The sequence below is a fragment of the Chlamydiales bacterium genome, assembly GCA_016185065.1.
GTDB lineage: Bacteria > Chlamydiota > Chlamydiia > Chlamydiales > Rhabdochlamydiaceae.
The window spans coordinates 74,838-87,716 of the sequence record JACPOL010000007.1 but is presented as its reverse complement, the minus strand read 5'-3'; the positions used below and the strand labels follow the sequence as shown (position 1 = coordinate 87,716).

At 47.1% G+C, this 12,879-nt stretch carries 10 protein-coding genes; 9 read left to right on the top strand and 1 reads right to left on the bottom strand.

What is annotated here, in order from left to right; all coding sequences use genetic code 11:
* The first annotated feature begins 223 nt into the window (after nucleotides 1-223).
* The 7 genes from HYX48_03960 to HYX48_03930 all read left to right on the top strand — a co-directional run bounded on the left by HYX48_03960 (nucleotide 224) and on the right by HYX48_03930 (nucleotide 8,834).
* Nucleotides 224-1,726 carry an oligosaccharide flippase family protein gene (locus tag HYX48_03960; GenBank protein ID MBI2743051.1) on the top strand — a complete coding sequence of 501 codons (1,503 nt, stop codon included), beginning with the start codon at nucleotides 224-226 and terminating at the stop codon, nucleotides 1,724-1,726.
* Nucleotides 1,727-1,885: 159 nt separating this feature from the next.
* Nucleotides 1,886-2,707, top strand: a complete 822-nt coding sequence (locus tag HYX48_03955) for an FkbM family methyltransferase (protein MBI2743050.1) — start codon at nucleotides 1,886-1,888, stop codon at nucleotides 2,705-2,707.
* A 19-nt stretch (nucleotides 2,708-2,726) separates the two neighbouring features.
* A complete protein-coding gene (gmd, locus tag HYX48_03950) occupies nucleotides 2,727-3,776 on the top strand; it encodes a GDP-mannose 4,6-dehydratase (GenBank protein ID MBI2743049.1) in 1,050 nt (349 codons plus the stop codon).
* Between the two features lie 19 nt (nucleotides 3,777-3,795).
* Nucleotides 3,796-4,857, top strand: a complete 1,062-nt coding sequence (locus HYX48_03945; GenBank protein MBI2743048.1) for a glycosyltransferase family 4 protein — start codon at nucleotides 3,796-3,798, stop codon at nucleotides 4,855-4,857.
* The gene (locus HYX48_03940) at nucleotides 4,854-6,002 is read left to right on the top strand and encodes a glycosyltransferase (GenBank protein ID MBI2743047.1); all 1,149 of its coding nucleotides are present in this window, start codon (nucleotides 4,854-4,856) and stop codon (nucleotides 6,000-6,002) included. The genes HYX48_03945 and HYX48_03940 overlap by 4 nt, the downstream gene beginning before the upstream one ends.
* Nucleotides 5,947-7,347, top strand: a complete 1,401-nt coding sequence (locus tag HYX48_03935) for a mannose-1-phosphate guanylyltransferase/mannose-6-phosphate isomerase (protein MBI2743046.1) — start codon at nucleotides 5,947-5,949, stop codon at nucleotides 7,345-7,347. Before HYX48_03940 ends, HYX48_03935 begins: the two co-directional genes overlap by 56 nt.
* A 140-nt stretch (nucleotides 7,348-7,487) precedes the next feature.
* On the top strand, nucleotides 7,488-8,834 hold the full coding sequence (locus HYX48_03930; GenBank protein MBI2743045.1) for a hypothetical protein: 1,347 nt from the start codon (nucleotides 7,488-7,490) through the stop codon (nucleotides 8,832-8,834).
* A 187-nt stretch (nucleotides 8,835-9,021) separates the two neighbouring features.
* Here HYX48_03930 and HYX48_03925 read toward each other — a convergent pair whose 3' ends face one another.
* Nucleotides 9,022-11,193 (bottom strand): inverse autotransporter beta domain-containing protein, encoded by a 2,172-nt coding sequence (locus HYX48_03925; protein ID MBI2743044.1) that lies wholly within the window; start codon nucleotides 11,191-11,193, stop codon nucleotides 9,022-9,024.
* 144 nt (nucleotides 11,194-11,337) lie between these two features.
* On the opposite strand from HYX48_03925, the gene HYX48_03920 reads away from it, so the two are divergent.
* Nucleotides 11,338-11,937 (top strand): LicD family protein, encoded by a 600-nt coding sequence (locus HYX48_03920; GenBank protein ID MBI2743043.1) that lies wholly within the window; start codon nucleotides 11,338-11,340, stop codon nucleotides 11,935-11,937.
* 81 nt (nucleotides 11,938-12,018) lie between these two features.
* Nucleotides 12,019-12,696, top strand: coding sequence for a class I SAM-dependent methyltransferase (locus HYX48_03915; GenBank protein MBI2743042.1), 678 nt, complete (start codon nucleotides 12,019-12,021; stop codon nucleotides 12,694-12,696).
* Nucleotides 12,697-12,879 lie beyond the last annotated feature (183 nt).

Below are 12,879 nucleotides of genomic sequence, written 5' to 3'. Positions count from 1 at the left end.
CGCACAGCAAAATTGCACCCGCAGGAGAGCGCGGTGAGCGCGCCAACGGGGTAGTACTCTGTACACCCCTTCTCCGAGGACGCGATTTGGCAAAGCGAGATGCAGCGCAAGAGGGTCGCAGGGAGGCCCCGAGAGAAAGCGAAGCTTTCCCCTGGCCTACCCGACATGTCTCTTCAGCTATATTATTACTTTTGATGCTGCTTTGCTTTGGGAAGGGAGTGAGATGTTAAGAAAGAGTCTGGTGGCGAATTTTCTGGGAAAGGGGTGGCAAGCGGGAGTGCAGCTGCTGATCATTCCTCTGTATGCCAAGCTGATGGGTGCAGAGGCTTATGGGTTGGTGGGCCTGTTTGGGCTACTGACCACGCTTAGCTGCCTTTTCGATACGGGGCTAAGCTCATTTCTAAACCGCCAGCTCTCTAGATACCGCGCACTCGAGGCTCCTCCAGAGTCTTTTCGCAATCTCATGCGTACAATTGAAATCGTCTACTGGACTAGCTGCATGGCTGTCGGAGGGGCGATCCTCTTTTTTGCGCCTCAGATTACTGTGGGCTGGCTCAATGTAAAAGTTCTGGATACAGCTATTGTTGAACGATCGATTGCGCTCATGGGCGTAAGTTTTGCATTTCAGCTGCCAGCGCTGCTTTATCAAAATGCGATGCAGGGGCTGCAGAAGCAGACGCTGATGAACCTCTCTTTTGCAGCCTTCGTCACGATCAGAGCTATGGGGGCTCTCTCCCTTCTGTTTTTTGTGAGTCCATCGCCAGTTCTCTTCTTTATTTGGCAGGCGGGAAGCGGGATCTCCTACTCTCTTTTCATGAGATATCTGCTCTGGAGAGAGATGCCGAAGAGCGAAGAGAGGACTTTTTTTGATAAACGCTATCTTTCTGAGGGAGGAAAGTTTGCAGGCGGGATGACGATAATGACGATTCTAGAGGTTCTTCTCATGCATCTAGATAAGATCATGCTCAGTAAGATCCTTCCTCTTGAGACGTTTGGCTACTACTCGATCGCTGCTGCTCTCGCAAGCGGGCTGATCGTTGTGGTAAATCCGATCTTTTCCACCTCCTTTCCTCTCTTTTCCTATGTTGTGGCGCAGAAAGATGAGGAGAGAGTGTCCCAACTTTATCACAAGACGACGCAGATCATGGCAATCTTCGTTCTCCCTCTCGCCATGCTTCTTAGCTTTTTTTCATTTGAGATCCTGCTTGTCTGGACAGGAAGCCACGAGATCGCAAAAAGTGCAAGATGGCCTCTCACATTTTTGGCGATTGGCAGTGGGATTAATGGCATTTTACATATGCCCTACGCGCTTCAGCTCGCCCATGGCTGGATTAAGATTGCTCTCTATCAGAATGGATTTTTCTTTATCGTTTCCTGTCTACTCCTTCCTTACATGATCTCCAGATGGGGGATGGCAGGAGCCTCTGCCACCTGGAGTCTTGTGAACCTATCGATGGTGTGTATGACCAGCTACTTTCTGCATCGCAGGTATCTGGTAACCGAAAGAGCGCGCTGGCTTGTTCAGGATATTCTGCTGCCAGGGGCCGCTTGCTTCTCTGTTCTTCTGATCGGAAAGTGGTTTTTTTATTCAACTGAAGACAGACTTCTACTACTGCTCAATCTTATTCTGCTCACGGGAATAACTTTTATTGTGGCAATATTGTCAGCATCGTTTCCTAGAAACTGGGCGCTACAAAAACTTCGGCTGAGAAAAATTAATTTATGAACCCATCTCACTATTTCCAAAATGTGCTTTTCGAGTCTTTTTTCCCACATTTTAGAATCACTTCTTGGTCTACTTGTTCAAGTATGTCCTGCGAAGTGACTCTAAAATCTGAGAAAAAATCCTTCAAAAATCATCAGTTTGAAATAGTGAGATAGATTCATGAAAATGTACTGTCTTCTACTGCTACTAGTTTTGTTCGGCAAAACAGAAGCCAGCTCTTTTGGTCTGTTGAATCCTGAGAAGATACACTCTTCTAAGAAAGAGACTCTCATGGAGTATCTCGAGGACTTCCCAGTAAAAAATTATCGAGTTTATCACACAAAGCAGCCCGGTTATTTTTACGTAGATGCCGTGGATGATACTATTAAGGACACTCTGAAGCGAAAAGAGGCTTGGCAGCCCTTTTTGCATAAGTATATTTCTCTTTACGCCCTTCCCGGATCGACAGTTGTCGACGTAGGGGCCCATGTAGGAACGTATACCGCAGTCATGGCACGTGCGGTTAAAGATGGAAGGGTGGTTGCAATCGAGCCTCAGCCTAAACTCTTTAGAGAGCTTGTGATGAATATGGCCCTTAATCAAGCCATCAATGTCGATTTCTATTGGGCGGGGGCCGGGAGCAGAGTAGGAGAGATCGAGCTCTCTCCACTCGCCTCTAGAAATGAGGGGAGCACCCCCCTTGCTGGCGGCACGGGAATGTATGTCGATCTGATCACAATCGATTCACTAAATCTGAAGAATGTCTCATTTATCAAAATAGATGCTGTCTCGATGGAAAACGAGATCCTGGATGGAGCTAGAGAGACTATAGCAAAAAGCAAGCCTGTGATTGTGGTTGAAATCATGGGAGAATTTTCTTATGAAACGGCTACCAGCGAAATAAAATCTAGGATTGACGAGACGATAAAAAAGCTTCATAGTTTTGGCTACACAACTCATAGGGTCTCGCCGCACGACTACTTGGCTCTTCCTATAAAATAATGCTAAAGGAATAAGAAAGATGAAACGCGCTTTAGTTACAGGAATCACAGGACAAGATGGCTCTTATCTTGCAGAGCTTCTTCTAGAAAAAGGCTACATCGTACACGGAATGGTAAGACGCAGCTCTGTTCCCAATCGAGGGCGCATCAAGCATCTCTGCGAAGATAAGGCGTTAAACGGACGTTTTTTTCTCCAAGAGGGCGATCTGGCCGACTTTCATAGTCTAACCCGTATTATTGAAACTGCGAAGCCGACCGAAATCTATAATTTAGGTGCGATGAGCGACGTGAAGACATCTTTTTCTATTCCTGAGTATACAGGAGATGTCGATGGAGTCGGTGTGATTCGTCTGCTTGAGGCGGTTCGCAACTTCGATCCCAGCATTCGCTTCTATCAAGCCTCAACCTCAGAACTTTATGGAAAGGTGCGCGCCGTTCCTCAAAGCGAAGAGACCCCATTTCATCCCCGCTCTCCCTACGGAGTGGCTAAACTCTATGCATACTGGGCAGTGATCAACTACCGCGAGGCGTACAACATGTTCGCCTGCAACGGGATCCTGTTTAATCACGAGAGCCCAAGGCGCGGCGAGAATTTTGTGTCCAGAAAGATCACTCTTGCAGCAGTGAAAATTAAAATGGGCCTTCAAGAGAGGCTCACTTTAGGAAATCTCGATGCGAAGAGGGACTGGGGATACGCGAAGGATTTTGTCGAGGGAATGTGGCAAATGCTTCAACAGGATGCTCCTGAGGATTATGTCCTTGCAACGGGTGAGACAACGCTTGTGCGAAGATTTGTCGAGCTCGCCTTCCGAGAGGTCGATATCGAGATTATCTGGGAGGGGAAAGGGATTAATGAGAAGGGGATCGACGCCAAAACTGGGAAAGTTCTGGTCGAAGTCTCCGCCGATCTCTTCCGTCCATCCGAAGTCGATCTGCTGATCGGAGATCCGTCGAAGGCAAATAAAAAACTTGGATGGAGAGCGAAGACCTCTCTCGAAGAGCTCGTGCGCGTCATGGTGCGCTCGGACTTAAACGAACTGCAAGGCAGCGAGCAGCTTTGTGGAATATAGCCTCTGCGTAGATGCGCGGATGATTCTGAGTTCGGGAATAGGAACCTACCTCAGGAACCTCCTTTTTGAACTAAGAGAGAGTCCTTTCCGCATCGAGCTCATCGTCAGCCCCCAAGCTGTGGAGAAGGTGAGCTGGCTCTCTGCTTTTGAGCTTAGGCCATGCACTGCTCCCATCTATTCAATCAGCGAACAGATCGAACTGCCAAAGATCATCCCCTCCTGCGATCTTTTTTGGACTCCTCATTTGAATATTCCTCTGCTGCCCGTCCGTGCAAAAAGAAGAGTCGCAACAGTACACGACGCCTACCATCTAGCATTTTTCTCGCGGCTTCGCCTCCAGGAGAAGTGCTATACTAAATTGATCTTTTCGCGGTTGAAGAGGTATGCAAACCGCATCATTACAGATTCAGAATTTTCAAAAAGCGAGCTAGAAAAATACGCGGGACTCTCTCAGGAAAAAATCGATGTGGTCCCCTGCGGTGTCGATATGGGTTTTTTCTCAGCAGCTTCTGCGGAAACAGAAAGGGAGGAGGCATTAAGCTCTCTCCCCAAAAAGTTTATCCTCTTTGTCGGAAATTTGAAACCTCATAAAAATGTCCAAGGTCTCATCAAAGCATTCGAACATCTACAGAAGAGAGGTTTTTCAGACCACGCTCTTGTAATTGTCGGAAAGAAAGCTGGTCTTCGAACTGCGGAGCACGCGTTTTTTTCCAATCCACAGGTCCTCTTTTTGGAAAATATAGAAGACAAAGAGCTTCCCTTGGTATACCGGAGAGCGGCTCTCACAGTCCTTCCCTCCTTTTATGAAGGATTTGGGCTGCCGCCATTAGAGGCGATGGGCTGCGGCTGCCCGGTTGTTGTTTCGCGCGCTGCGAGCCTTCCAGAAGTGTGCGGCCCCGCTGCAGAGTATGTCGACCCCTATGACCCGCTAGATATCGCAAGAGGAGTGGAAAAGGTGTTAAGAGATCCCGCTTTACAATCCGATTTAAAGCAGAAGGGGTTTGAACGCGCCTCTCAATTTTCTTGGAAGAGGGCAGCAGAGAGGCACTTGCAGATCTTCGAAGAGGTGATAAACGCATGAAGAGCGCGCTCGTACATGATTGGCTAGTGGGAATTGGAGGAGGGGAGAAGTGCCTCGAAGCGATCTACGAACTCTTTCCCTCTCCGATTGCAACTCTTGTTAGAGATGATAAAAAAATTCAAGGGATGGCCTTTGCAGCAGCGGAGTGCCAGACCTCATTCATTCAGAAGATGCCAAGAGCGCGCACCGCCTACCGCAACTATCTTCCCCTCTTCCCTCTTGCCATCGAACAGCTCGATCTGACTGAGTACGACCTCGTCATCTCTCTTTCACATGCAGTTGCCAAGGGAGCCCTAACGCATGCAGAGCAGCTCCACCTCTGCTACTGCTTTACCCCAATGCGCTATGCGTGGGATCTCACTCACCAGTATCTGGCTGAACTTGGAGCTTTTCGAAAGATCTGCGCGCGTCTCGCTCTTCACTATCTGCGCTCTTGGGATATCGCCTCATCTAGTAGAGTCGATCACTTTGCTGCGATCTCTCATGTTATTGCGCGAAGGATCCAGAAGATTTATGGCCGTGAGGCCACCGTGATCTACCCTCCAGTTGCAACGCACAAGTTTGCCATCGCTCAGAGTAAAGAGGAGTATTATCTTACCGCCTCCAGACTCGTCCCTTACAAGAAGATCGATCTCATTGTCGAGGCGTTTGCTCAGATGCCGGATAAGCGGCTTGTTGTGATCGGCGATGGGCCGGAGATGCAGAAGATCAAGAGCCGAGCGGCGAAGAATATTGAAATTTTAGGCTACCAGTCGGATGCTGTATTAAACGAGCATCTAGCTAAGGCCAAGGCCTTTGTCTTTGCAGCGGAAGAGGATTTTGGAATTATCGTCGTCGAGGCTCAGGCTGCTGGCACTCCAGTGATCGCGTTTGGAAAAGGAGGGTCGCTAGAGACGGTTGTTGAAGACAAGACCGGCCTCTTCTTCCCCGACCAGACAGTGGAGAGCCTCATAGTAGCCGTAGAGGATTTTGAAAAGAGACAGGGAGAGTTTGATCCGCAAGGAATCAAAGCTCACGCTGAATTTTTTAACGAAGAGAGATTTAAAAGGCAGTTTCACGCTTTTGTAAAAAATAAGGTAGGGGAGTTTCATGAGAGTCATCATTCTAGCCGGCGGCAGCGGGACCCGTCTCTGGCCCATCTCTAGACGCGCATTTCCAAAGCAGTTTCTTCATTTTGGAGAGGGCGAGTCGCTTCTGCAAAAGAGCGTCAGACGCTTTATGCCCACCTTCGATATTCAGGACATGGTGATCCTCACCAACCAGGAGTACTACCACCTGGTTAAGAGCCAAGTTGGGGCGATCGACCGCAGATTGGAGAAGCAGATCATTGTCGAGCCAGAGCGAAAGAACACTGCGCCTGCGATTGCGCTCGCCGTTAAGTACATGCAAGAGTTCATGGGAGCGCAAGATGACGACTGTTTTGTCGTCTCCTCGTCAGATCACATTCTCTCCCCCACAGAGACCTTTTTAAAGGGAGTTGAGATTGCAGAAGAGGAGGCAGAGCATGGAAGACACGTGGTATTTGGAATTCGCCCCAATAAACCTGAAACGGGCTACGGGTACATCAAAGCTAAACAGATCGCTCATGCAAAACCATCCAATGTGGAGTGTTTTGTTGAAAAGCCAGATCTTCAAACAGCTCAGCGCTATCTTCTGAGTGGCGACTATCTCTGGAATTCGGGAATCTTCGTATTTAGAATCGGGACCTTCCTCCGCGAGCTTCAAAAGCACTGCCCGCAAATTGGAGAGAAGTGCCAACTCTCTTTTCAAGAGATGGTTGCGCAATTTTCTGAGATGCCAGATCTCTCTATCGACTACGCCCTTTTAGAAAAGAAGACTCCTACCTCTGTCATTCCGCTAGACATCAGCTGGTCAGACGTCGGCTCTTGGGATAGCGTCTATGAAGTCATGGATAAGGATGAGGAGCAGAATGTTAAGATCGGAAACGTAAAGACGATCGATACAAAAAACTGCCTTATCATTGGTGGAAAGCGCCTCATCTCCACAATCGGCCTTGAGGAACTACTCATCATCGAAACCGAAGATGCGATCTTTATTGGAAAGAAAGGAGAGTCTCAACGCGTTAAAGCCCTCGTGGATCAGTTGAAGCAGACCCACTCTAAAGAGACGATGCAGCATGTGACTAGCTACCGCCCCTGGGGCAGCTTTACCATTTTGGAAGAGGGAGAGCGGTATAAGATCAAACGGATCATGGTGGCTCCTCAGCAGCGACTAAGTCTTCAGATGCACTACCACCGCAGCGAACACTGGGTGGTTGTAAAGGGGGCTGCTAAGGTGACGATCGGAGAGAAAGAGGTCCTCGCTCATGAAAATGAGAGTGTTTACGTTCCGAAATCAACGCTTCATCGCCTTGAGAATCCAGGTAAAGTCCCTCTTGAGATTATCGAAGTACAGGTGGGTGAGTATGTTGGAGAGGATGACATCGTCCGCTTCGACGATATCTACGGCAGGGTTCCCGCGACCATTTGACCTCAAAAATGCATCAAAATCGCAGGTAGCATAAGCTGCTTATATTTAGCTATTTGCAAATAAATGGCTAAAAATGGGTACCAAAAATAGCCAAAAAATGGCGATTTTGCCCCCTATTTTGGCCAAAATTGGACATTTTAATGAAAATTGAGCTTCTATTTGGCGGAGTACGATTTTCACCTCTGTGGATGGCTGTAGACCTTCTGCTTCTCGGCCATTTTTTCTTTTTCTGGTATCGATCTTACAAAAAAACTGGGTGGAAGCTCGACTTCTGGACTTTTACAATTTTTCTGCAGTTTGTTCTCTTCATCCTTCTCATGTACCCGTTTAGCGCATCGATCTTTAACATCCCCGCGCTTGGTAGGGATTATGAGAGGGTCGAGCCCTTTGTCGATAAGGCGTTTTCCATTGGAGCTGTGGGATATCTATTTCTCTGGGTGGGGCGTTATCTTCACGATCGCCCCAGAAGGAGGGTGAATTTTCTGCCTTTGAAAAAGCTGATGAGTGGAATGGAGAGGATCATCGAGAGAAACATCTCTTCCAAACGCAGCTGTTACGCCCTCCTCCTTTTAACGATCGCGCTGTTTGCCCTCATCGCCCCCTTCTTCTTTTCAGCCGGTTTCGGCTTTTCAGCGCGCGACTACTTTATTAGAGAGAGCTCCCTCCGCCCTCTTTTTAACCTCACCATCTGCGCCTTTACGGTTGCAATCTGGTATTTTGGTGTTCGGTATCAGCAGTGGAGAAAAAAAGAGACCCTCCTGCTCCTGTTCGCTCTCTTTTTCCTCTCTCTATTCTTAGGATCTAGGCTACTCACCTTCTTTAACTTGCTGATGGTCCTCTCCTACCGCATCTTTTTCAATAAAGGGAGGGTGACTCTCTGGAAAGTTGCAGCATTCATGCCGGTATTTCTACTCGGTGCAATTTTTTTAGCTTCTGCGCGGACAGGGATAGATGACCCCTTTCATCTGCTTTTGAATTTTTGGTATCAGACCTTATACGGAAGCCATCTTTCAGATAATCGCGACTTCGCCTGGCTGCTTTCCTACTGGGATGGAGAGTACCTCTACGGAAAAAGCTATCTCGCAGCGCTCCTCTCATTTCTGCCGAGGTTTGCATCTGAATTTCGAGAAGCGTGGAGCTATGGAGGATATGTGACGGAGCTCGTACAGTTCGACCGGCTGCAGCATACAGGCCTTAGGTCGGGTCCTTTTGGAGAGGCCTATCTTAATTTTGGATGGGTTGGAGTGATGGCCATGGGAACCATCGGAGGCTATGTTCTGCGGCTTGCTGATGTGAAGCTTAAAGAAGCAGTGCTTCTCCATGGAAACATCGTGAAGGGATTTGCCGGAACATTTGCCTTCATCGTCGTCACCAACTTTTTCAACACCTCGGGATTCTGGCTCCTCTACTTCTTCATCCTTATCAACCTCGCCCTCTACATGATCGGCCGCTCTAAAAGCAGAATTTTATTCGCAGGCAAGGTCTAAGAAGTCAAGATTTCAAGAGTAAACAGGATCCGCTGCGCTAGCAGGATCGCTCCATTTTATGGAGCAGCAGGATATTGAGGATGGCGATTTTTTTTATCCTGCATATCCTGCCGCTGCTTATTGCAGCGATCCTCTTTATCCTGTTACTTTTTACCTGTTGCGCAAATGTTCTCGTTAATGCTTTAGCTTAGTTGACGCATTGAAAGCCTTCAGCCTTGGAGAGATGGATCGTTCCTACCACTTGTAGATCGCCAATATTATCATCAATTGCCGCTTTTAATAAGCCATTTGTTCCATCAAATACGTAAGGGCCAGAGTTCGTGAAGGCTGTATTGTTGTTGAAGATCACGCAAGAGGTCTGTCCCACAGTATCCACTGAAGCATTAAATGGAGTGCTACAGTTATTAAAAGTGTTTCCAGTCACTTGGAAGAGGCCGCTGCTATTTGAGCTCTGGCTAACATGCAGAGCTAAAGCAGTACCGTTAATATCATTGAACTGGTTGTCTTCGACCATTGCGCTGAAGAAAGACTCATCTGGATCGGTTGGGGAAGTTATGATACTAATACCACCGCCGGTTGCTTCTCCGGTGATCGTATTATTGTGAATACTTGCGAACGACCTAGCTCCGGATTCCGAAGCCTCAAGGTCGATGGCTGAACTTACAAAGCCGCTAATTGTGTTTTTAAAGATATAATGCTTGCTATTTCCATTGATAGCGGTTGTTGTCGAGATTCCTGTGCCTGCAGTTCCACCAATAAATGTATTGTCGTGGACAGTCAGGTCGCCATCCAGATTTTCTACTCTAATTGCTATGGCAGTAGAGCCCGAGCCCGTTCCTGTGCCCGATCCGCCGGGGCCACCGAGGATTAAGTTATTGCGGACCAATAGACCTGAAATCGGGTCTGATTCCTGATAAAGGATACCGGCTCTGCCATTCGTCGCATCCAAGGTTAACCCGGCAATCTCATTATTATTCGCGAGGAGAACGATGCCATCGCTGCCAAGCAGGGTGCTTGAGAGAATTGGATTAATGTTCGTAAAGGCGGGGATGGTGATAGTTCCAGCAGTTGTTGAGAGCGGATGCTTAGTTCCAGAGCCTAAGAGCTTCTGTCCAGCCTGCATAGTGATTCCACTATCCATGCCTGTTGTTGTTCCATTGCCTGAGAAGACGTAGATGATATCGTTAGGTGAAGAGGCGTTCTGAGCCATCTCAAGAGTAGGGTAGGGGCTCTCAAAAGTTCCAAGAGAAGAGCTCGTGTTATTTACAAACCAGACCTGGTAAGGAAGCCCTGTAGCAGGGTTGATCGCCACGCTATTCTTCTTCTTTCTCTTGATAACGATGATCTCATCACGCACGACAGGCAGCACTAGACGTCTTTGAAGTGCCGTGAAATCCGAACATGTTCCCTTATGTCGTCCCTTTTCGACCTTCTTGCTTCTTGCAAGGGGGAAGGAGATAGAGAGTTGGCCCTGGTAGATATCCTTAAAAAGCGAGTCGTAAGAGACGGTTCCTTCGAGAGAGAGATTAAATGCACAGTCTGCAAAAAACCTCGCATTAACGCGCGCTTTGCCGCCGATTGCATCCTTGTGGCCTCTAACGAAGTAGTAGGGCCCAATTCCAGTGTAGAGGTCTAAGTTGTTCCAGCGATAAACGTGGGCGCCGGCTTCAGCATCAACTCCATACATCGCAATGTCTTTTTTGCGGCGGAGGATGATCTCATGCTCATCGAACTCGTGAAACTCACTGTCAAAATAGTCGCTGTTAGATCCCACAGGGATATATCCGTTGGCGCGGAAATCCCAGACTGCGCCAAGGGATTCCAGTCCCAGTCCCACCTGATGGAAGTTGTGTTTTCTCTCTCGTCTAAAGTCGTAGAAGATGTTAGCTCCAAAAGCGCGCGAAGATTCGCTGGGAAAATTTCTAAAACCCAACCCGACGTTTCCGGCAAATTTACCAGTGTTAAACAAGTGGCCGCGTAGATCTAGGAAGGGAATAAAACTTTTCTCACTATTGGCAAAGAAGAGCTCTGCTGTTGAATACCCGTGTTTATACCCAATACCGTTCGCTTCGATATGGCGCAGATTCATGTAGCCTTTAGCAGCGGAGGTCGAGCAGGTCTCATCTCTTTCTGGCTTCTTCAACGTGGATGGATTCACCTCCTCCTTTTTATTTTCTTGAATAGGAGGAATGAAAGGCCCTGAAGCAAGAACTGGAGCAGGAGATGGTTCCTCTGGTTGCTCCTCTTTTAAAATTGAGATCAAGGGCGCGCCGTGTCTTCTTTCTGATGCGGTAGCTGTATTGCATAGAAGAGAGATGGAAAATAGTGTGAGAGTAGTGAGTACGTGTTTTGAGCGCATAGATCTTCTCTTTATAAAATTTTATTGATTATCTAGGCTGATAGCATGAAGAGATTTTTTGTGAATAGAGGGATTTTATTTTTTCTTTTTTTTGCTCTATTTTTCTGTAGGTTCTCATTTTCAACAGAGCTAACAAGCGATCAGTTGAAAAGAAGAGATCCCTACAGCGTTGGCAGGATCTACCAGTCTCTCTCTCTTTTAGATCAGCTATTTAACTTGAATCAGATCACCTACTGGATTGATGGAGGAACTCTCATTGGAGCCACGCGGCACGGAGGATTTATCCCCTGGGATTATGATGCCGATATTGAAATTTTCGAAGAGGACGCTCCAAGAGTCTGGGCACTTGAAAAGAGCTTCTACCGCTTCGGTCTAAAGCTTATGCGCACATATTTTGGATTTAAAGTAGTGCGAAGAAGAGGCCTTGGCGATGGAATCGATATCTTTCTAATGAAGAGAGATAAAGAGACGGGGAATATCATTCTTGCACATGAAATGGCCAGAGAAAATTGGCCCGATAACTACTGGGAGCCTCACGAGCTTGAAAATCTAACGCGCGTTAAGTTCGGGCCCATTGAACTCACCGCCTCCTCCTCGCCGATGCGCTACTTGAAGACGCAGTATGGAGAAGATGTCATGGAGTACGCCTGGTGGACTAGAGAAGATAAGAAAAAAGTGAAGATCATAGACTTCTCCCCCGCCGAATTTCTCATCGCGAGCCCCTGGCCAATACCCATCCGCTAAGAGCTGTCTACAATTTTTTTGACTCAAACTTGTTTAAACCCTAGAATCATAACAATTTTTTCACCTGCTCATGGAGTGTTGATGAAAGCATTGTTATGTTTCTTGTTTTTTGCACAAGCAAGTGCTGCAGAGAAGAGTTGCTCTGAGGCGTTTACATCAATCTATAGCAACTTGGAATGGGGAGTGGCTGAGGATGGGGATCCATCGTCAGGTTGGGGTTCCTTTCCTGTGAATGCATCTGCATATATGGAGTTTTTAACTAATTTCATTCGCTCTAATGATATTCATGATGTGGTAGATTTGGGTTGTGGCACATGGGAATTTTCACGATATATAGATTGGAGTGGTGTCAATTATGTTGGAGTTGATGTAGTAGAGCAAGTGGTCCAACTAAACCAGAAAAAATTTGGCGCTGCTAATATTCATTTTGTGCAGGGAGATATTCTCGCTATGTCTCTTCCTGCGGGAGATTTGATGATATGCAAAGATGTGTTGCAACACTTACAACACGCGGATATTCAGACATTTCTAAAAAAAATTAAGCAGTATAAGCACTGTCTATTAACAAATGATCTTGCTATCAGTTTTACTGACTCTGTAGACAGAACAAAAAGTAACAGAGAAAATGAGTATCGAGGAAGGAACCGCCCATTGGACCTTACAAAACCCCCATTCAATATTAAGGGTAGTAAAGTTCTTTCATACCCTATTGGTGATCACATTAAGCAGGTGTTATACATTCGGAATGACTCTCTTTAGAGGCCGTCCACACGCCACTTTGGTTTGAGTTTTTAGGATTTTCGATTTCTGTGTTTTGTGGAGATTGTGGGTGACTTGGGTAAAGTCAGTAAAATCGAACAAGACACAGAAATCCAAAAGACAAAAAAGGCAAGCTGAATGGTTTTGTGGACAGTCTCTTAGGGAACGACGCAGTATAGAGAA